Annotated in this window: 17 protein-coding genes; 14 read left to right on the forward strand and 3 right to left on the reverse strand. The window is 64.3% G+C overall.

Annotated features, from left to right (window positions below; all coding sequences use genetic code 11):
• Window positions 1-112 precede the first annotated feature (112 nt).
• Complete coding sequence (gene fadB / locus IEX85_RS10295) at window positions 113-2,236, reverse strand: fatty acid oxidation complex subunit alpha FadB (RefSeq protein ID WP_188860492.1); 2,124 nt, start codon at window positions 2,234-2,236, stop codon at window positions 113-115.
• Between the two features lie 206 nt (window positions 2,237-2,442).
• On the opposite strand from fadB, the gene IEX85_RS10300 reads away from it, so the two are divergent.
• The 5 genes from IEX85_RS10300 (at window position 2,443) to IEX85_RS10320 (ending at window position 8,570) form a co-directional block, all read left to right on the forward strand.
• The gene (locus IEX85_RS10300; protein WP_188860493.1) at window positions 2,443-3,456 is read left to right on the forward strand and encodes an AraC family transcriptional regulator; all 1,014 of its coding nucleotides are present in this window, start codon (window positions 2,443-2,445) and stop codon (window positions 3,454-3,456) included.
• A gap of 100 nt (window positions 3,457-3,556) precedes the next feature.
• The gene (locus IEX85_RS10305; protein ID WP_188860494.1) at window positions 3,557-4,825 is read left to right on the forward strand and encodes an imelysin family protein; all 1,269 of its coding nucleotides are present in this window, start codon (window positions 3,557-3,559) and stop codon (window positions 4,823-4,825) included.
• 75 nt (window positions 4,826-4,900) lie between these two features.
• Window positions 4,901-6,370, forward strand: a complete 1,470-nt coding sequence (locus tag IEX85_RS10310; RefSeq protein ID WP_188860495.1) for a di-heme oxidoreductase family protein — start codon at window positions 4,901-4,903, stop codon at window positions 6,368-6,370.
• Window positions 6,367-7,428, forward strand: a complete 1,062-nt coding sequence (locus IEX85_RS10315; RefSeq protein WP_188860496.1) for an imelysin family protein — start codon at window positions 6,367-6,369, stop codon at window positions 7,426-7,428. Before IEX85_RS10310 ends, IEX85_RS10315 begins: the two co-directional genes overlap by 4 nt.
• A gap of 32 nt (window positions 7,429-7,460) precedes the next feature.
• The gene (locus IEX85_RS10320; protein WP_188860497.1) at window positions 7,461-8,570 is read left to right on the forward strand and encodes a DUF1513 domain-containing protein; all 1,110 of its coding nucleotides are present in this window, start codon (window positions 7,461-7,463) and stop codon (window positions 8,568-8,570) included.
• A 34-nt stretch (window positions 8,571-8,604) separates the two neighbouring features.
• Here the strand turns inward: IEX85_RS10320 and IEX85_RS10325 are convergent, their stop codons facing one another.
• Window positions 8,605-11,400 (reverse strand): hypothetical protein, encoded by a 2,796-nt coding sequence (locus IEX85_RS10325; protein WP_188860498.1) that lies wholly within the window; start codon window positions 11,398-11,400, stop codon window positions 8,605-8,607.
• Window positions 11,401-11,627: 227 nt separating this feature from the next.
• On the opposite strand from IEX85_RS10325, the gene IEX85_RS10330 reads away from it, so the two are divergent.
• From IEX85_RS10330 to IEX85_RS10370, 9 genes are all read left to right on the forward strand, one after another.
• On the forward strand, window positions 11,628-11,840 hold the full coding sequence (locus tag IEX85_RS10330) for a DUF3820 family protein (RefSeq protein ID WP_188860499.1): 213 nt from the start codon (window positions 11,628-11,630) through the stop codon (window positions 11,838-11,840).
• Window positions 11,841-11,910: 70 nt separating this feature from the next.
• Window positions 11,911-12,246 (forward strand): putative quinol monooxygenase, encoded by a 336-nt coding sequence (locus tag IEX85_RS10335; protein ID WP_188860500.1) that lies wholly within the window; start codon window positions 11,911-11,913, stop codon window positions 12,244-12,246.
• Between the two features lie 38 nt (window positions 12,247-12,284).
• Window positions 12,285-12,650: a glyoxalase superfamily protein gene (locus tag IEX85_RS10340; protein WP_188860501.1), complete on the forward strand. Its 366-nt coding sequence runs from the start codon at window positions 12,285-12,287 to the stop codon at window positions 12,648-12,650.
• Window positions 12,651-12,727: 77 nt separating this feature from the next.
• Window positions 12,728-13,387, forward strand: coding sequence for a class I SAM-dependent methyltransferase (locus IEX85_RS10345; protein ID WP_229721870.1), 660 nt, complete (start codon window positions 12,728-12,730; stop codon window positions 13,385-13,387).
• Between the two features lie 138 nt (window positions 13,388-13,525).
• Window positions 13,526-13,939, forward strand: coding sequence for a lysozyme inhibitor LprI family protein (locus IEX85_RS10350; protein WP_188860503.1), 414 nt, complete (start codon window positions 13,526-13,528; stop codon window positions 13,937-13,939).
• A gap of 206 nt (window positions 13,940-14,145) precedes the next feature.
• Complete coding sequence (locus IEX85_RS10355; RefSeq protein ID WP_188860504.1) at window positions 14,146-16,098, forward strand: putative bifunctional diguanylate cyclase/phosphodiesterase; 1,953 nt, start codon at window positions 14,146-14,148, stop codon at window positions 16,096-16,098.
• A 511-nt stretch (window positions 16,099-16,609) separates the two neighbouring features.
• A complete protein-coding gene (locus tag IEX85_RS10360; RefSeq protein WP_188860505.1) occupies window positions 16,610-17,656 on the forward strand; it encodes a sensor domain-containing diguanylate cyclase in 1,047 nt (348 codons plus the stop codon).
• A gap of 78 nt (window positions 17,657-17,734) precedes the next feature.
• Window positions 17,735-17,842: a helix-turn-helix domain-containing protein gene (locus IEX85_RS24230; protein WP_373290906.1), complete on the forward strand. Its 108-nt coding sequence runs from the start codon at window positions 17,735-17,737 to the stop codon at window positions 17,840-17,842.
• A 48-nt stretch (window positions 17,843-17,890) separates the two neighbouring features.
• Window positions 17,891-18,475 (forward strand): GNAT family N-acetyltransferase, encoded by a 585-nt coding sequence (locus IEX85_RS10370; protein WP_188860506.1) that lies wholly within the window; start codon window positions 17,891-17,893, stop codon window positions 18,473-18,475.
• 76 nt (window positions 18,476-18,551) lie between these two features.
• Here the strand turns inward: IEX85_RS10370 and IEX85_RS10375 are convergent, their stop codons facing one another.
• Window positions 18,552-19,079: a hypothetical protein gene (locus tag IEX85_RS10375; RefSeq protein WP_188860507.1), complete on the reverse strand. Its 528-nt coding sequence runs from the start codon at window positions 19,077-19,079 to the stop codon at window positions 18,552-18,554.
• Window positions 19,080-19,244 lie beyond the last annotated feature (165 nt).

Raw genomic sequence — 19,244 nt, forward strand, 5'->3', positions numbered from 1 at the left:
TGTGGGTTACGGGTTACGGGTTACGGGTTACGGGTTACGGGTTACGGGTTACGGGTTACGGGTTACGGGTTACGGGTTACGGGTCACCCGTAACCCGTAACCCCAGACCGGATCACCCGAAGAAGCGTTCTCCCTTCGCGGCCTTTTCACGCAGACCGTCGGTGACACGGTACAGCGGACCGCTGCCGGCGTGGCGCTCGACCAGGTCGCAGAAGTTCTGCAGACCCAGGCTGTCGACGTAGCGCAGCGCACCGCCACGGAAGCGCGGGAAGCCCAGGCCAAGAATCAGACCCATGTCGACTTCGGCCGCGGTATCGGCGATGCCGTCCTCGAGGCAGCGAACCGCCTCCATGCACATCGGGATCATCATGCGGTCGATGATGTCCTGGTCGCTCAACTCGACGACCGGCCCCTTGGCGGCATCGATCAGCTGCTGGGCGCGGTCCGACGGCTCGCGGGTACGGCGGCCGTTCTCGTCGGTGCCGTAGGTGTAGAAGCCGCTGCCGCTCTTCTGACCGAGATCGCCGCCCTCGACCAGCTGCTCGCAGATCACGGCGCCGTCGTGACCCATGCGCTCCGGGAAGCCCTCGATCATCACCTCGTCGGCGTGGACGCAGGTGTCCAGACCGATCACGTCCATCAGGTACGCCGGTCCCATCGGCCAGCCGAAGGCCTCCATGACCCGGTCGATACGCTGGAAGTCGACGCCGTCGAGCAGCAGACGGTTGAAGCCGTTCAGGTAAGGGAACAGGATACGGTTGACGAGGAAGCCCGGGCAGTCATTGACCACGATCGGCGTCTTGCCCATCGCTACCGCGTAAGCAACGGTGGTGGCCAGCGTCTGCTCGCTGGTATCGCGGCCGCGAATCACTTCGACCAGCTGCATCAGGTGTACCGGATTGAAGAAGTGCATGCCGCAGAACTGCTGCGGACGCTGCAGCGACTCGGCCAGGCGGTTGATCGAGATGGTCGAGGTATTGGAGGTCAGAATGGCGTCGGCGGCCAGCGCGTTTTCCACTTCGGACAGCACCGCGGCCTTGATTTTCGGGTTCTCGACCACCGCCTCGACCACCAGGTCGACGTTGTCGAAACCGCTGTACTCTAGCGTCGGCTCGATCGCGGCCAGTACCTTTGCCTTGCCCGCCTCGTCCAGACGCCCCTTCTCGACCTGCCGGTCGAGCAGCTTGCCCGCGGTGCGCATGCCAAGATCCAGCGCCTCGTCGCGGATATCCTTCATCAGCGCCGGAGTGCCGGTGCTGGCGGACTGGAAGGCTATGCCACCGCCCATGATACCGGCGCCCAGCACGCCCGCCCTGGCGACGGTCGAGGCCTTTTTCTGCGCCTGCCTGGCCTTGCGTTTGAGCACCTGGTCGTTCAGGAACAGACCGATGAGCGCCTGGGCCGAATCGCTCTGCAGCAGCTCGAGGAAGGCATCGCGTTCAGCGGTCAGCGCTTCGGCGAACGGCAGCGCCAGATGACGCTGCACCAGCGCCAGCGCGGTCGGGGCGGCAGGATATCTCGGGTCCAGCTTGGCGCCGAGACTCTCGCCAAGCGCCGCGTCCAGGTCCCTGGGCTCCTGCTTGCGCGCCCGCACCGGCGCCAGGTCGACAGCGCCGGCGATCTTTTCGCGCAACAACTCCAGCGCACGCCCGATGAGCGCCTGCGGTTCGGCAACGGCGTCCACCGCGCCCTGCTGTCGCGCACTTTCCGCCTTCTGCGGGCGGCCACCGAGAATCCAGGACAGTGCAGGCTCGGCGCCGATCAGACGGCTCAGGCGCACGGTACCGCCCCAGCCCGGGAACAGTCCCAGATTGACTTCGGGCAGACCGACACGGCCGTCGGCGGCCAGCACGCGAAAATCCGCCGCCAGCGCCACCTCGAAGCCGCCGCCGAGCGCCAGACCGTTCATGGCTGCCACGGTCGGGTACGGCAGGCTCTCGATATCACAGAGTATCCGGTGCACCTCGTCCATCCAGGGCTTCAGCGCGGCGCTGCCCTGCCGGGCACGGCCGGCGAGCTCCGGGATATCCGCACCGACAATGAAGTTGGATTTTTCGCTGCGGATCAGCAGGCCCTGGATACCGCTGGCGCCCTTGAGCTGCTCGAGCGCAGCCGCGACCTCCTCGAACACCTCGCTGGTGAGGGAATTGACAGACGCACCCTGGGCGTCGAATACGAGTTCGGCAATACCGGCTTCGGCGATTTGCAGGCTTACCGCCCGTCCTTGATACATCATGATGCTCTCCACCCTTCTTGTTAACCAGGCAATCAAACAGCCGTCCCTGCCTGTTTATACGGAACAAAAACCAGATTCGAGTCTGCCCCAGGGTTAAGGAAGCAACAATGACAAACAAAGCCGATTAGTTAACATATACGGACACAGCGATTAAACTTGGCTGCAGGAAACGCCCTCGAAAATCACTACAGATACCCGATACGGACATGAGCTTTTCCCGTTATTCAATTTCGATCCATTATGCCCGCACCTTTCTCTCTGCGCTGGAGCGTCAGGGCTATGATGGCGAAACGGTGCTGGCGCAGGCCAACCTGTCCCGCGACCTGCTGCATAACGAGCAAGTGCGTATCACCCCCCATCAGCTGGCGGCACTGGTCCAGGGATTGTGGCGCCTGGGCGATGACGAGTTCCTGCACCTGACCCGACGCCGCAGCCGCTTCGGCACCTTCGCGCTGATGGCCAGCCACGCCCTCGGCGGAACCAGTCTGAGATCGGTCTACCACCGCAGCAGCCACTTCTACAACCTGATCAACGAGAGTGTGCGTTTCCAGTTCGAGGAACGGGAAGACCGGGTGCGCTTCAGTCTCGAGCTGGCCGCGCCGGAACTGGACCGGGACCATACCCTGACCGAATTCCTGCTGATGATCTGGCACCGCTTTCCGAGCTGGATGATAGGCAGGCGCATACCGCTGCAGCGGGTCTGTTTCAGCTTTTCACAGCCGGCCCATGCCGCCGAGTATCGCCTGATGTACCCGGCTCCCGTGTTCCATAACCAGACCTTCAACGGCTTCGAATTCGACAAGGAATATCTCGACTCACCGGTGGTTCAGACCATCGCCAACCTGCGCAGCTACCTGCAGCGCGCGCCGCTGGACTGGTTCAGCCGGCAGGCGTACTACCCTACCTGCACGCGGCGGGTGCTGGGGCTGCTGGAGGAATCCGAATCCCTCGGCACGGCCACCATGGACGAGATCGCCGACGCCATGCATACCACCACCCGAACCCTGCGCCGCAAACTGACCGAGGAAGAAACCAGCTTCCAGGAGATCAAGGACAGCCTGCGCCGCGACACCGCCATCCACCTGCTCAGCCAGCCCAACGAACCGGTTGCCAGTATCGCGCGCCAACTGGGCTTCTCCGAGCCTTCGGCATTCACCCGCGCCTTCAAGCACTGGACCGGCGTCGCCCCCAGCGCTTACCGCAAGCAGGGCGAGGACTGAACGCAATATAACGTCATCGAAGCGCCAAAATCTAATTGATAACGATTTGCATTAGTTTTAGACTGCTGATCACCTTTACGGACTGCAGGAGATTTTCAGCATGCTCAAGCGCACCCTCGTCGCAGTGGCGGTCGGCCTGACCACCCTGTCCCAGGTTCAGGCGGCGGACACCGTTGCCGCCAACGCCGTGGTGAAAAACTACGCCGACATCGCCCTGGCCGGCTACGAAGACAGTTTGACCCGCGCGCGCGCACTGCTGGAAAAGATCGATGCCCTGCTGGCCGAACCGACCGATGCCAACCTCAAGGCCGCCCGCGACGCCTGGATCGCGGCACGCGTACCCTACCAGCAAACCGAGGTTTACCGCTTCGGCAACGCCATCGTCGACGACTGGGAGGGCAAAGTGAACGCCTGGCCGCTGGACGAAGGCCTGATCGACTACGTCGCCACTGACCGTTACGGTGAGGAATCCGACGAAAACCCGCTGTACACCGCCAACATCATCGCAAACCCGACGCTGACCCTGAACGGCGAGTCCGTCGATGCCGCCGAAATCACCAAGCAACTGCTGCAGCAGCTGCACGAGGCCGAAGAAGTCGAGGCCAATGTCGCCACCGGCTACCACGCCATCGAATTCCTGCTCTGGGGGCAGGACCTGAACGGCACCAATCCCGGAGCCGGCAACCGCCCCGCCAGCGACTTCGACCACGCCAACTGCAGCGGCGGCAACTGCGAGCGTCGCGGCCAGTACCTGAGAGTCGCCACCGAACTGCTGATCGACGATCTCGCCGACATGACCACCGCCTGGAGCGCCGACGGCGACGCCCGCAAGGCCCTGCTCGAGAAAGGCGAAGCCGGTGGCCTGTCGACGATGCTGACCGGCATGGGCTCGCTCTCCTACGGCGAACTGGCCGGCGAGCGCACCAAGCTCGGCCTGATGCTGCACGACCCGGAAGAGGAGCACGACTGCTTCTCCGACAATACCCACTGGTCGCACTTCTACGATGCCAAGGGCATCCAGAACGTGTACCGCGGCGAGTACAGCCGCATCGACGGCAGCAAGATCGAAGGCGCCAGCCTGTCGGACCTGATCCGCTCCGCCGATCCCGAGCTCGATCGCGAGATCATCGCCAACCTGGAGGCCACCCAGCAGGCCGCCCAGGCCATGGTCGACGCCGCCGGCAAGGGCCAGACCTTCGACGTGCTGATTGCGGCCGGCAACGACAGCGGCAACCAGCTGGTGCAGAATTTCGTCGACGGGCTCACCAACCAGACCCGCTCGCTGGAAAAGGCCGTCAAGGCCATCGGCAGCGGCGAGATCAGCATCGAAGGCTCCGACAGCCTGGACAACCCGTCCGCTGTCCAGTAAGCCCGTTCCGCAACCTCAGCACGCCCGGGCGCCGGTTTTTCCGGCCCCCGGGCGACGCTTTTTCGCTCCCGGCCCATGACGCGACCGTTATCCCGCAGCTCCCGCCTGTGCCTCGCCAGGATCAGCCCCTGGCTGCTGGCGCCGCTACTGCTGAGCACGCCCTTAGCCCTGGCCCTGCCGCCGGCGCCCGCAGCGGGCGAGGAACAGCCCGGCGGCACCACCAGCCAGCCGGTGACCAGCATCCGCGCGGCGTTTTCCAACCCTTCCGCCACTCTGTCGCTGGAGCAGAAGCTGGATTTTCTCGTCGGCCAAAGCCTGTTCGAGAAGCTCTGGATCGCCTCGCCCTCCTCGACCACCGCGAGTGACGGCCTCGGCCCGCTGTTCAACGCCCGCGCCTGCAGCGCCTGTCATGTGCGCAACGGACGCGGCCACCCCCCGAAAAACCCGGACGACCCCGCCGTCTCCCTTTTTCTGCGTCTTGGCCGTACGCCCGATGCCGAACAGCGCCGACAGATGGAAGCCGGCCTCCTCGCCGCCGTTCCCGACCCCAATTACGGCCGGCAGCTGCAGACATTCAGCGTGCAGACAGTGCCGCCGGAGGGACGCCTGGGTATCGCCTACCGCGACTTCAGCCTGCGGCTCGCGGACGGCACCGAGGTGGCGATGCGCCGCCCCTCCTACCGCATCCTCGACCCCGCATACGGCGCACCGGCGCCGGATCTGCAGCTGTCACCGCGACTGGCACCGCCGATGATCGGGCTGGGTCTTCTGGAAGCGGTGCCGCAGGCCGCGCTCGATGCGCTGGCGGACCCGGATGATCGCGACGGCGACGGCATTTCCGGACGGCAAAACCTCGTCTGGAGCACTCGCGAGCAGGCCGTTCTGCCGGGACGCTTCGGCTGGAAGGCCGGCAACGCCACCCTCGCCGATCAGAACGACAGTGCGCTGGCCGGGGACATCGGCATCGGCAACGCCCTCTTCCCGTCGCCCTGGGGCGACTGCACCGAGGCGCAGCGCCCGTGCCGCGAAGCCCCCCACGGCAATACCGACGCCCAGCAGGGTCTGGAAGCCGCCGCCACCGTCACCGACCTGATACTCTTTTACAGCCGCCACCTGGCGCCGCCGGTGCGCAACGACGCCGCGGATCCGCAGGTGCTGGCCGGCAAGGCCCTGTTCCACCGGGCCGGCTGCGCCGCCTGTCACCAGCCCAGCCTGCATACGGCCGAAGACGCGCCCCAGGGACTGGGCGGCCAGCGTATCTGGCCCTACAGCGACCTGCTGCTGCACGATATGGGCCCACAGCTGGCAGACGGCTTCGGGGAATACGGCGCCAGCGGCAGCGAATGGCGCACGCCGCCGCTCTGGGGGCTGGGCCTGGCGCAACGCCTGGATCCGCGCGCGGGCTACCTCCATGATGGCCGCGCACGCACCCTGCTGGAGGCGATTCTCTGGCACGGCGGCGAAGCCGACGCCGCCAGGCAAAAGGTCGTGAATCTCGGCGCCGATGAGCGCCGGCAGTTAATTCGATTTCTGGAGTCACTATGACAATCAAAGGTTTGCTGACGGGCGCCTCGCTCTCGCTGCTCATGTTCGGTGCGGTAAACGCCGCGGCGTCGGTCGACCCGGAACGCGAACGCGTGCTCAGCACGGATCTCGCCCGGCAGCTGATACAACCGGCCTACCAGCGCTTTTCAGGCGACAGCGAAACCCTTGCCGCCAACCTGAACGCCTACTGCAGCGGCGGTGACGCCAGCACGCTCGACGGCGTGCGCGACGCCTACCGCCGGACGCTGCACGACTGGATGTTCCTGCAGCCGATCAACTGGGGGCCTGCGGCCGAACAGAACCGCCATCCGGCGCTGTACTACTGGCCCGACAAGAAAGACATCGGCTCACGCCAGCTGCGGGCACTGATTGCCGATGCCGACCCCGCGACACTGGAGCCGGCCTACTTCGCCGACGCCAGCATCGCCGTCAGCGGTCTCAGCGCGCTGGAGCGACTGCTGTTCGACGATACGCCGCCGGCGCCCGGCAGCTATCGCTGCGATCTGGCTGCCGCGATCGCCGGCAACAGCCACCGCATCGCCGCCGAACTGGCGGCACTATGGCCGGCATTCGCCGACCAGTGGCGGCTGGCGCTGGACCCGCGCGGCGGCATCAAGCTGATGATCAAATCCATGGACGAGATCGCTCAGATCATCAGCCAGCAGAAAATCGGCATGCCGCTGGGTTCGGATATCGATCACGCCCGCGACCGTCGCGCCGAATCCTGGCGCAGCGCCCGCTCGCTGGACAACATCCGCGCCAATCTCGACTTTATCGCCACGCTGCTGCACGGCAACGACGGCCAGCCCGGCCTGCTGTCGCTGATCGCCGAACAGGACGGCGACCTTGCACTGATCCTCGAAACCCAGCTGCAAACCACCCGCGAAATGCTCGCCAGCATCGAGCAGCCGCTGGAAAGCGCCATCGCAGAGCCGTCGGCCCGCAACCGCCTGATCATGCTGCAGGCCAATACCGACACCCTGCAGACGCTGCTCGCCGGCGATGTCAGCGCCGCGCTCGGCATCAGCCTCGGCTTCAACAGCCGCGACGGCGACTGACCGCCCCGGCGCTAACGGAGGATACGAACCGCATGCTGACCAGACGCGACTTTTTGGCCCGAACCCTGATGCTGGGCGCGGGTCTCGCCCTGACACCCGTCGTCGGGGCTGGCAACAGAAGCCCGCTGCTGCTGTCCGCCAGTGACGACGGCAACGGCGGCCACTTTTTCAGTGCCATCGACGAGATGGGGGCGCCGCGCTTCAGCCACCCGCTGCCCGACCGCGCCCACGGTATCGCACTGCATCCCGCCCGGACCCGGTGCGCCGTGGTGGCCCGCAGGCCCGGCACTTTCGTCGACCTGTACAGCCTGCCCGACGGCAGGCAGCTGCAGCGCCTGCACAACCCCGACGGGCGTCGCTTCTGCGGTCACGCGGCCTTCAGCGCCGATGGCCGCACCCTGTACACCACGGAGAACGACTTTGACGGCAGGCGCGGCGTCATCGGCGTCTGGCGCCTGCGGGACGGCCTGATGGTAAGGGAGACAGAATGGGCCTCGGGCGGCGTCGGTCCCCATGAGGTGCTGCTGCACCCCAACGGCTCCCTGGTGGTGGCCAACGGCGGTATCCTGACCCACCCCGACCGCGGCCGCGACAAGCTCAACCTCGACAGCATGCAGGCGAATCTGACCTACCTCGACAGCGAAACCGGTGCGATTCTGGGCAGCTACGGGGTAGCGGCCGAACTGCATCAGCTCAGCATCCGGCACCTGTCGATCAGCCCCGACGGGCGGGTCGCAAGCGTGCTTCAGTACCAGGGCCCCGAAACCGAGGAAGTCCCACTGCTGGTGCTGCACAGCCCGGGCGACGGGGCGCTGCAGCTGCTGAGGCTGCCCGAGGGGCCGGAGCGGCATCGCAACTATCTCGGCAGCGTCGCCTGGGATCTGGATGGCCGCTGGCTCGCCATGAGCGCGCCCCGGGGCAGCCGGATCTATTTCTACCACCGGGACAGCGCTGCCTGGGCGGATCCCGTCACCTACAGCGACGGTTGCGGCCTCTATCGCGACAGCCTGCCGGCCACCTTCCTGATCAGTTCGGGCGCAGGCGGTGTTACCAGCTACTGTCCGGAAGACGGCAGCTGGCAGCCGATGCCGGACCGCTACGCCAGTCGGCAGCACTGGGACAACCATATGGTGGTTGGTTAATTCCGGCCTCCGGCCCGCACTGCAAGCCAGAGCCTCATTGTGACTTATTCGCAGGCTCCCTAGGGGTGAAGACCCCGGTTTCGCCGGGCACGTAGTCGGCGAACTTCTGTTGGGCGCCGAAGACGTCGAAATTGCGTTCGCCGTCCTTCACCTTGAGTACGCCTCTGAGTTTGCGATAGCGGACGAACAGCATCCCTTCCCGACCCAGCCCGGTCATCACCCCCTTGGCCCCCAGATCGATCTTGTCACTGCTGGCGAAGGCATAGGGAATCGCAACAGTGTCGCCGGCGGCTCTCAGCTGTGCCCGGCCCGCGATGCTCCCGGTCGTCAGCAGCTTCTCGATCCAGCCATACCTGCCGCGCTGATTGGCCAGCAGCGCGACGATCGGCCGGGAATCCTGCAGGCTGATGCGACCATCGGCATCGAGCCGCACTGGCTCTTTCCACACCACCTGTCCACGGTCGAGATCGAAACGGGCCGCCCAGCCGACCTCATCGAAGCGCTGCTCCTCCCCGGCGACACGGAAATCATCGAGCTGCAGCGAAGAACCCGAAATATCGAACGCCATGTTCGCCGGAGCGCCTCCGGCGAGATTGACGTCAAGGGTCAGCTCACCCGATATCGACTGATCGTCGAGCCGGCTCTGCAACCCTTCGGTCACCAACCGGACGTAGCCGCTCGCCGCCTCCCGCTCGAGGCGGATATCCGCGCTCAGCTGCGCCTCACCCGCCGACAGGCGCAGCGGCACGGCCTCCGGGATATAACGGTTGTAGACGGTCATGTCGCTGACGCGAGCAGACGGAATCCGCACGTCGATCGCGGACAGCCGGGCCTCGCTCCCCAGACTGACGCTCTGGGCCCTGCCCCTGAGTTCCAGCTCCACCTGCTCGATGACCGCCTGCGTTTCGTTGCGCCGGCGCAACCGGCTGTCCATTAACACGGCCTCGAGTGCCAGGTCGGGTGTTTCGCCTCCGCGTTCCACCGCAAGCGTCACGGAGCCCTCGCCCTCTGCAACATAGTCGAGCAACTGCACCTGCAACGCCCGCGGCCGTATCGCCACCCGGGTTCCCTTGGCCAGCCAGCCGGAACGCATGCGCAGCTGCGCCTGGGCTTCGCCGGCACCGGACACCTCGAGCCCGAGTGGATTTCGAAACAGCAGGTTCAGCCACCCCAGATCGGAAACATCCAGGTTCACCTCCAGCTCGGCATCCGAATCCGCCAATACATCCCGAAGCTGGCGTCCTTTCAGCTCTCGCGCCAGGTCAGCGAAGCGCTGCTGCCCCGCCCCGGTAGCGTCCATCGAAATGCCCAGCACGCCCCTCGGGATGCTCAGGGACGCATTCCAGGCCGAATATTCCTGCCGTGCCGGTACGGGCAAAGCCGCCGTCTTCGCAGGCTCCCGTACCAGCCGCGCGTCGTCGAGCCGCAGATAGGAGCCCGACAGGTCGATACTGGCCGTTTGCGAAGCCCCGGCGCGCGCCCGGACGCCCAGATCGAGGGTGGTAGCGAAGCGATAGTCGCTCAGAGCCACATCCGCGTCATGGGACAACAGTCGCAGGTCGGCGCTGAACTGCGTGGCAGAGAACGTCGCCTCTGCCGCCAACTCGCCACTGCCGCCGTTGAGCCGCGCCGGCCAGCGCGTCGGGAGCAGATACTGAAATGCGTTCAGATCCGGAACCGTCACGCTGGGGATCCGCACGGTGACCCGTTCATGCCCGGAGCGCCACTGCTGATCCGGCAGAATCCTGTTATCGCCACGAATCTCGATGGCCAGATTCTGTCCGCTGAACAGCGGCGTTCGGGTACCGCCGTGGAAGGTGCTCAGGTCCCCGAACAGGATACCGACCGACAGAGACGCCGGATCATCCTGCGCCGATCCGAAACGGATCTGCCCGCTGCCCGCAACCCGGTAGGGTGAGGCGTTGAGGTCCAGCTCGGACGCCGACACCGTCATTGCCGTCCCGTCCAGCAGTTCGCCCTGGCCGTAACGCAACCGGCCGCGCCAGTTGCCCCTGCCATCCAGTTCCATGCCGTTGAAGCGGCGCAGGTAAGTATCCAGAAAGTCCAGGCTTTCGACCTCGAGATCAACGTCGGCATCGACGTTCAGAAAGGCCAGCCACTTCGCACCGCGATTCTGCGACGGTACGAAAGGCGCCATCTCGAAGCTTCCACGCACGGTCCCCCCCCGGGAGACGGCTGGCTGGCCGTTGATCGACAGCGAGCTCAGTCCAATATCGGCGGCACCATGCGCCAGCGAAAACGGACCGCCGCGAAAGCGGTAGTTCGGCTTCGCGGACAGCACACCGCTCAGCTCGCCCTGCACCTGACGGATCCAGAGCCGGTGATCGCCATTGGCACGCAAGTCCTCCACCACAAGGTTCCAGCCGGGCCCCGGTTTGCGCACCCGGGGGACCGCGAGCAGGTCCGGATCCCACCCCGGGATCGTTGGATAGAACGCCCGCACCGCCGAGTCGTCCCTGTCAGGTCTGAGTCTTGGGCGAAGGCGGAAATCGACGTCCTCTACCTGCGCCGCGCTGATGCGCAGGGTTCGCCGCAACAGGGAGACGGCCGATACCGATGCGCAAGCTTTGCTGACCTCTATCTGCCACTGTTGGGACGAGGTCTGCCCGCCGGCGACAATGCCGCGGGCATAAACCCTGAAGGGATACCAGGTCCAGGCCCGCTCCCACTGCACCCGGTACTTGTCCGGCCGGTGCTGGTTCAACAGCGCCTGGGTCAGGGGCAGATTCAGGGCGAGGTTTGCCAGCACCAGGTAGGCGACCTCGACAAGCACCAGGACTCGCAGAATTCGCAGCGCTCTATGCTTCATGGTCGATTGCAAGCTTCCTCCTTGGGAAGAAAAGGTTCCTTCAGACGCCTCGGAATCGGTCAGCCGGCGCGAAAAGCCCCGGCAAAAGGGGCCCGCTCGGCCGTCCGGCCCCATCAGCAGCAGCCGAATACTCGCCGGCCAATCATTAGCCGCAGTGTACCTGCCTGCAAAGGCGGGTACACTGTTGGCCCCGTACACGGCCGGCGAAACCGACAGGAGGCAGCCAAATGTTCGACAAGCAGGACCTGCTGGATATCGCCCGCACCGAAATGCCGTTCGGCAAGTATGCCGGGCGCGCCCTGATCGACCTGCCGGAGCCCTATCTGCTGTGGTTCCGCCAAAAGGGCTTTCCGCCGGGCCGCCTCGGCCAGTTGCTGGCACTGACGCTGGAAATCCGGATCGAGGGGCTCGAGAGCGTAATCCGGCCACTCAAGCGTTGATCACGACCCCATGCCGCACGCCGGCGTGCCTATACTCCGATACTGAAAACAGCCCTGCAGGGAGGCGCACATGTCATCGCTCGTTTACTGTACTGCCCAGTTCAAACCCCGCCCCGGACGGGAGCGGGAACTCTTTGCGACTCTTCAGTCCCTCGAACCCAATACCTTGCGCGAGGACGGCTGTATTCAGTACCGGGTGACGCGCAAGATCGACAGCGCCTTTGCCGCCGGCCAGAGCTTCCCCATCGTCTTTCACGAAATCTGGCGCGACATGACGGCCTTCGAACAGCACTGCCAGCGCGACGAGATCGTCGACTTCTTTCAGCGTTGCTGCGAGGCGCCGGACGGCCTGGCCGAGGACTGGAACGTCTGCGTCTACAGCGACGAGCCCGAAGGCGGTATCTGAACGCCCGGCAGGGATTCGCGAATCGACAGGAAACGACGATGAAATGTCAGACCATTCCGGTGTTCCGGATCTTCGACGAAACCAGAGCCCGGGAGTTCTATCTCGGTTTTCTCGGCATGCAGGTCGACTGGGAGCATCGCTTCGACGACCAGGCCCCGCTGTACATGCAGGTATCCAGGGGCGAACTGGTCCTGCACCTGAGCGAGCACCACGGCGACGGCACACCCGGCAGTCGGCTGTTCGTCAATGTCGACGATCTCGACGGCCTGTTCCGGAACGTCGGCGCCCGAAATTATCGCTATAGCAGGCCCGCCATCGAACGCGCGCCCTGGGGCGACCGCTGTTTCGAGGTAACCGACCCCTTCGCCAACCGCATCCTGTTCAACGAAGTCAGACCGGACTAGCCGCCAACAATCGACGCCCGTAGAATGCGGCCACAAGGAGTACTCAGACCGCCATGCCATCCAGGGAGGGCATTGCCTTGAAACCCACCGCCGCGGAGGTGGACGCCGGCCAGGCCGTCTACACCCGCAATATTCTCTCGGCCTACGACCTGCTGGTACTGGGCATTTCCAACCGCTGGATCTGGAAATGTCCGACGCCCCGTATCGAGGCCCACTACAATAGTCAGCTGTCAGCCAATCACCTCGATGTCGGCGTCGGCACCGGCTACTTTCTCGACCGTTGCCGGTTTCCAGGCGCAAGCCCCCGGATCGCGCTGATGGACCTCAACGACAACTCGCTCGCCTTTGCCGCCAACCGCATCGCGCGCTACCGGCCCGAAGTCTGGCGGCAGAACGTGCTGGAACCGATCCAGGCGCAGATACGGCCTTTCGACTCCATCGGCATCAACTATCTGCTGCACTGCCTGCCCGGCACCATCGCCGAAAAGGCCGTGGTATTCGATCACCTGCAGCCGCTATTGAAGCCCGGCGCCCGACTGTTCGGCTCGACGATCCTGAGGCAAGGCGTAGAGCCCGGAGCGACGGCGCGCGCACTGATGTCGATCTACAATCGCAAGGGTATCTTCAGCAATGAAGCCGATGCCCTCAACGACCTTCGCGGCGCACTGGAGAAACGTTTCGCCCGGGTCAGTATCGAGGTGATCGGCTGCGTCGCGCTCTTCTCGGCGCAGAACTGACGCCGCACCGGAACGACCCGGGGCGCAGATTCACCAACCCATAAAGGGCCAATCCGATCATGGACGGGAAATACCGCTAACCCACGGCCTGGCGGAAACACGACCGGTCTAAGGCGAGACCGGAGCAATGGAGCGACGATGAACAGAATCCTGCCTCTGATATTCGCGCTGGCAGCCGCCTCCGCCTCTCTGGCCGACGAAAGCCACCCTCTCGATCGCCGGCTCGACGACTGCCTGTCGCTGGAAGAGAACGCGTCGACGGCCGGTATGCTCGACTGCATCGACGACGCGGCCCGACGCTGGGATACCGAGCTGAACAACAACTACCGACGACTGTTGAGTCAGTTGACCCCGTCCCGGCAGGAGAGGCTCAGAGCCTCGCAGCGCGCCTGGCTGCAGTACCGTGACCGGGAACGGGATGCCGCCGACGCCATCTACGGCGGCCTGGAAGGCACAATGTACCTGCCAATGCACGCGATGCGTGTGCTGCGTATCACCAGCACCCGGGCGCTGGAGCTCGACGACTACCTGTCACTGCTGCAGGGACGCTGACAACCGCTGCGGGGTATATACTGCAAAACGATGCGGATATGCATTCGAACTGTAAGCCGGGCAAGGAGAGCAGCCCCGTGACTCTGGCAAGGACCCTATCAAAGAGGCGCAAAGCTCGGCGACTGGCGACGATTACCGGCGCAGGCGCGGGGTTCCCCGCTCGCCTTCTCACCCGGCGGCAGCCGGCCTGACAGGTGCTGAAAACCATGCAGGTCAGCCGCAGCAGGAAGTACTGGCTATCGCTTGTCAGCGTGGGGCTGGTGCTGTCATTCAGCGTGGTGCTTGCGATCCAGTTCCGCCAGACCCGGCTGCTGGAAAACGCCATCGAGCTGAGCGAGAGCGAGGTGAGCTGGGGCGTATTCCAGCTCGAACGCGAGGCGCAGAACTTCCAACTTGGACTGAAAACAGCCCTCGCCACGCCGGATGACGAACAACAGTCCCAACTGCATCTGCGTTACGATATTTTCTGGAGCCGGTTCGATGTGATCGTAATGCGGCCGCAGGCGCAGCAGCTGCTTGCCAGCGCGGAGTACGACCGCACAATCGAACAACTGGCGCGCTTCTTCGAGCGCACCGAGCAATACTTCCCCCCCGCCGCTTCCCCGCGACTGACCCGCGACGAGCTCAAGGGCATCAGCGTAGCTCTGGACCCCGTGCTGTTGCAGATCCATGCGCTGGCCAACCTGTCGATACACCGCGCGGTGGGGGTATCGGAGCAGCGCAACCTCCAAATCCGCGACCAGATTCGCATCAGCACTCTGCTCGTGCTGTTCCAGCTCGTGCTGACCCTGACATTCTTCGCCATGACCATCCGCCTGGTGCGAAAGCTGCAGGCCTCCCATGACGATCTCACCCATATGGCCACCTTCGACCAGCTCAGCGGCCTGCCCAACCGCCGGCTATTCTACGACCGGCTGGAAAGGGAGATTCGCGTGTGTGAGCGCAGCGGCAAACGCCTTGCCCTGATGTATATCGATCTCGACAACTTCAAGGACATCAACGATACCCAGGGGCATGATGTCGGCGACGCACTGCTCAAGGAGGCCGCGCAGCGCCTGTTGCGCTCGGTACGCAGATCCGATACCGTCGCCCGCCTCGGCGGCGACGAATTCACCGTCATACTGCCCGGACTCGAAAGTACGTCCGCCGTGGCGCGGATCGCCGAAGCCGTACTGACGGCACTGCGGGAACCCTTTCCCGCCCGTGGCCGCAGCAACTTCGTCAGTGCCAGTATTGGAATCACCGTCTTTCCCGACGATGCACAGGACGTGCACGACCTGCTCAGGCAAGCCGACCAGGCCATGTACGAGGCCAAGAAATTCGGACGTAACCGCTATCACTACTTCACACCCGACATGCAGGCCCAGGCCCAGGCGCGCATGCAGCGCATCGGCGACCTGCGCCTGGCGCTTTCCCGCCGGGAACTCTGCCTGCGCTACCAGCCCATTGTCGACCTCAGGTCGGGCAAAATACGCAAGGCCGAAGCGCTGGTTCGCTGGCAGCACCCGAGCCTTGGCTTGCTGAGCCCCCAGGAATTCATCCCGCTGGCCGAGGAAACCGGACTGATCGTGGAGCTGGGCAACTGGATTTGCGAGCAGGCGCTGGAGCAAACGGCCAGCTGGCGCCGGACGCTGGACCCGGCGTTTCAGATCAGCATCAACACCTCGCCGGTACAGCTGTGCGACAACGGTACCCGGCTGGATGCCTGGCTGACCTGGCTGGACCGACTGCAACTGCCGGGCAGCGCCCTGGCACTGGAAATCACTGAAAGCATTCTGATGAGCGAGGCCGCCTCGGAACGCCTGCTGGCGATTCAGTCCATGGGGCTGGAGGTTTCGCTGGACGATTTCGGTACCGGCTATTCGACCCTTTCGTATCTAAAGAAATTCGACATCGACTACCTTAAGATCGACCGATCCTTCGTGCAGTCGTTAAGCCCCGGGTCGAGCGATTTCGTGCTATGCGAAGCCATTATCCTGATGGCGCACAAACTGGGCATTCAGGTGGTCGCCGAAGGCATCGAAACCGACACACAGCACCGCTACCTGGTCGAAATGGGCTGCGATTACGGCCAGGGCTACCGCTACTCGAAACCGGTCAGCGCCGATGAATTCGAGCGTCTGGTCGCCGGCATCCATCGTGCCGGCAACGGTAACTGATGCGATAGCGGCTAAGGGCAGCCTGCCATCGAGGGCGCCGTCCTGCCGGTCCCGAAATGGCATGATCTCCCCACTACCGCCGAAAAAGTCGCCAATAGCAGACATATTTTTCTGGTACTTCCGACTGCGGTCGATATCGCCAAAAGCGGCCAGACCGCCGTCGTCTACCAGCCGGCGGATGTTTCCAGCTCCCACCAGGACATCGCGACCTGGGCGCTCTGGTTCTCCTCGCTGCCGCTGTAACGGGGACCGAGAAGCCCGCAGGCCTTTACGGGCGATTCGAGGCCGGCATGGATCGGTGCGCAGCACCTGTGGCCTCGGGCTTCACGCAGGGGTATAGTCGAAACATGCCCGCCTGAATGCAGTCTGGGCGACCTCGCGCAACGGACAGCGGAATCGGTATGACCGGCACTCCTCCTCTTGTATGGGTCCACAAAACTCCCCGCAGGCCATCCACCTCCTCACCCCGGCGCCGCTTCTGCGACGCAGATAACAGCGCCGGGGAGACCTGATGCATTCGACCTATTGCCACTCCAGTGCCGAAGCGGCCGACTTCACCCTCAATCAGCTGCTGGATCTGATAAGCGAAGGCAGCTGGGACTGGGACGGCCATACCGGAAAGGTGCGTCGAAGTCCGGGCTGGTACCGCATGCTGGGATACCAGCCCGGAGCGTTTCGCGAGGATGTTTTTACCTGGGAGAACCTGATCCACCCGGATGACTACTCCGCCGTAATGCAGCACATAGACGCCTTCATCAAGGGCGAGCGTCCCGACTACCGCATCGAGTACCGCTGCCGCCGCGCCACTGGCGACTTCATCTGGATCCTCGACCGGGCCAGGATCGTCGAGCATGATCCGGACGGCCGCGCCGCCCGCATTATCGGTGTTCACCTCGACATTCAGCGCGAAAAGCAACTGCAGCAGGAACTGGAGCAGAAGGTTCAGCTGCTGCAACGCGGCAAGGTCCGACTGGAACAGCTGGTTAACGAGAAGACCCTGGAACTGGAGTCCCGAAACGAGGAGCTGCACCGCCGCATCGCCGAGATCGAGTATTATTCCAATACCGATACCCTGACCGGCATCGCCAACCGCAAGCGCTTCGAAGAGGCCCTCACCAACGAGATCTCCCGCGCACGCCGCTACCAGCACGCGCTCAGCCTGGTGATGTTCGACCTCGACTTTTTCAAGCAGATCAACGACTCCCGCGGGCACTCCGCCGGCGATCGCGTACTGCGGGAAATGGCGGGCCTGGTCAGGGCCAACCTGCGGGATATCGACATCTTCGCACGCTGGGGTGGCGAGGAGTTCACCCTGGTCCTGCCCGACCTCGAGCTCGAAAACGCCTTCCGTGTCGCAGAAAAGCTGCGCCAGCTGATCCAGGACGCAACCTTCGGCGACGGCATCAAGATCACCGCCAGTTTCGGCGTCACCGAATTCGACGAAGACGAAATCGACGAAATACTGCGGCGCGCCGATATCGCGCTTTACCAGGCCAAGCAACGGGGCCGCAACAGAGTAGAACAGAAAACCAAAAGCGGTCTTGCGGTCCAGAGCTGAACGTCATTCGTTTCATCCCGGCGCGCCACTGGCATCGCCAGCGGCGGTCGCCGTGATGATCAGAGCGGGCATCGCAAGGTGGCGGCAGTGGCGGCCGCTGTGGGCTACGATTCGGAAGCGGCCTTCAGCCGTGCGTTCCGAAAATTCGCCGGTCGGTCGCCGGTCCAGTGGCGCCAGGAGAATTGAGTGACGCCACTTCGCCGGGGATCATGAACACTGAAGGAGTCTCTGGCCATGCCAACCTCGCACCCAGCCCCGGTCTTTCGTCCGGCCCGAAAGTCCGACTGTGCCGAAATCGCCGCGCTCTACGCCATCTCGTCCGACGGCGTCGCCAACTATGTATGGACGAAACTCGCCGCGGACGGCGAGGATATCCTCGATGTCGGCCGGCGCCGCTACGAGAACGAACAGTCGCTCTTCAGCTACCGCAGCTGCACCATTGTCGAGCTGGACGGGCGCATTGCCGGCATGCTGGTCGCCTTCCCGATGCACGTCGACCCGGCAGCGACCGAAGCCGATCCGGTCCTGGCTCCCTACAGCAGGCTGGAAGAAGACAACAGCTATTACATCTGCGGCATGGCGCTGTTTCCCAAGTACCGCGGGCGCGGCATCGGCAGCGAGCTGCTGGCTCTGGCCGAGCGCCAGGCGCGCGCCCAGGGATTCGACAAGACCAGCCTGATCGTATTCGAGCAGAACGAAGGGGCGTACCGGCTGTATCAACGCAGCGGCTACCGGGAGGTGAGCCGGGCGGCGGTGGTCCCCCATCCGCTGATCCACTACAGCGGTGACGCCATCCTGATGGTGAAAACGTTGCAGTAACGGAGGCCGGGACGATGCCTCGCGTGGCCATGGCTTCCCGGGCCCGTCCCGCCTGATAGGGTACCGCCGGCAAACGTTATTCTTCGTCGCCGATCCGCACCATGATGTGTGCGTAAGGCGTGTCTTTCCACATCACATACACCGGATCCCTGGGATCGGTCGACAGCCCTTCCAGCAGCGCGGGATCAGGCAGGATGATCATCAGGTGCGGACCTTCCTTCACCCAGTCGTCCGCCGTCTGATCCGTGGCATAAGGGTCGCTGTTACTGACCCCGGGGGCGGTACCCTCGCCCGCCAGCATATAGGACACTCCGAGCTTGCCGGGAGAATACTCCTGCTTCGCCATCAGCGCACCGATCATCGCCTCCCACTCTGCATCGTTGCACATGGGGCCAGTCGTCGGCATCTGCGGGTGACAGGTATAACCGTTGCTGCCCTCCTGCAACACCGAGCCGTCGAGCGCCACTATGGTGGCGTTCGCGGTAACGGAGCCGGGTGCCGCGCTTTTGGCATTGGCGATCGTTTCTTCGGGGGACTGGGCCTGGGCTGCGCCGGACAAAATGAAACCAAGGCTGGCACAGGCCAGCGCGTATCTGCTATTCATCGTCTTACCTCGTTCGCGTTCTCGGAATTGAGCGCTCAAGGTGCTCAGCCAGAGTATAGGCCGCATTGCCCGGGCACCGGGAAAGCCGACGACCTGGCCGACCCGGAATATACCCCGAGGATTACCAGTATCGCCTGAATCGGAACGCCCGGTTGCGCGCCGGGC

Origin of the sequence: Marinobacterium nitratireducens (assembly GCF_014645375.1) — a bacterium.
GTDB lineage: Bacteria > Pseudomonadota > Gammaproteobacteria > Pseudomonadales > Balneatricaceae > Marinobacterium_A > Marinobacterium_A nitratireducens.

Coding starts and splice junctions, on each gene's coding strand:
- fadB (WP_188860492.1), bottom strand. CDS start 2,236: ATGATGTATCAAGGACGGGCGGTAAGCCTGCAAATCGCCGAAGCCGGT.
- IEX85_RS10300 (WP_188860493.1), top strand. CDS start 2,443: ATGAGCTTTTCCCGTTATTCAATTTCGATCCATTATGCCCGCACCTTT.
- IEX85_RS10305 (WP_188860494.1), top strand. CDS start 3,557: ATGCTCAAGCGCACCCTCGTCGCAGTGGCGGTCGGCCTGACCACCCTG.
- IEX85_RS10310 (WP_188860495.1), top strand. CDS start 4,901: ATGACGCGACCGTTATCCCGCAGCTCCCGCCTGTGCCTCGCCAGGATC.
- IEX85_RS10315 (WP_188860496.1), top strand. CDS start 6,367: ATGACAATCAAAGGTTTGCTGACGGGCGCCTCGCTCTCGCTGCTCATG.
- IEX85_RS10320 (WP_188860497.1), top strand. CDS start 7,461: ATGCTGACCAGACGCGACTTTTTGGCCCGAACCCTGATGCTGGGCGCG.
- IEX85_RS10325 (WP_188860498.1), bottom strand. CDS start 11,400: ATGAAGCATAGAGCGCTGCGAATTCTGCGAGTCCTGGTGCTTGTCGAG.
- IEX85_RS10330 (WP_188860499.1), top strand. CDS start 11,628: ATGTTCGACAAGCAGGACCTGCTGGATATCGCCCGCACCGAAATGCCG.
- IEX85_RS10335 (WP_188860500.1), top strand. CDS start 11,911: ATGTCATCGCTCGTTTACTGTACTGCCCAGTTCAAACCCCGCCCCGGA.
- IEX85_RS10340 (WP_188860501.1), top strand. CDS start 12,285: ATGAAATGTCAGACCATTCCGGTGTTCCGGATCTTCGACGAAACCAGA.
- IEX85_RS10350 (WP_188860503.1), top strand. CDS start 13,526: ATGAACAGAATCCTGCCTCTGATATTCGCGCTGGCAGCCGCCTCCGCC.
- IEX85_RS10355 (WP_188860504.1), top strand. CDS start 14,146: ATGCAGGTCAGCCGCAGCAGGAAGTACTGGCTATCGCTTGTCAGCGTG.
- IEX85_RS10360 (WP_188860505.1), top strand. CDS start 16,610: ATGCATTCGACCTATTGCCACTCCAGTGCCGAAGCGGCCGACTTCACC.
- IEX85_RS10370 (WP_188860506.1), top strand. CDS start 17,891: ATGCCAACCTCGCACCCAGCCCCGGTCTTTCGTCCGGCCCGAAAGTCC.
- IEX85_RS10375 (WP_188860507.1), bottom strand. CDS start 19,079: ATGAATAGCAGATACGCGCTGGCCTGTGCCAGCCTTGGTTTCATTTTG.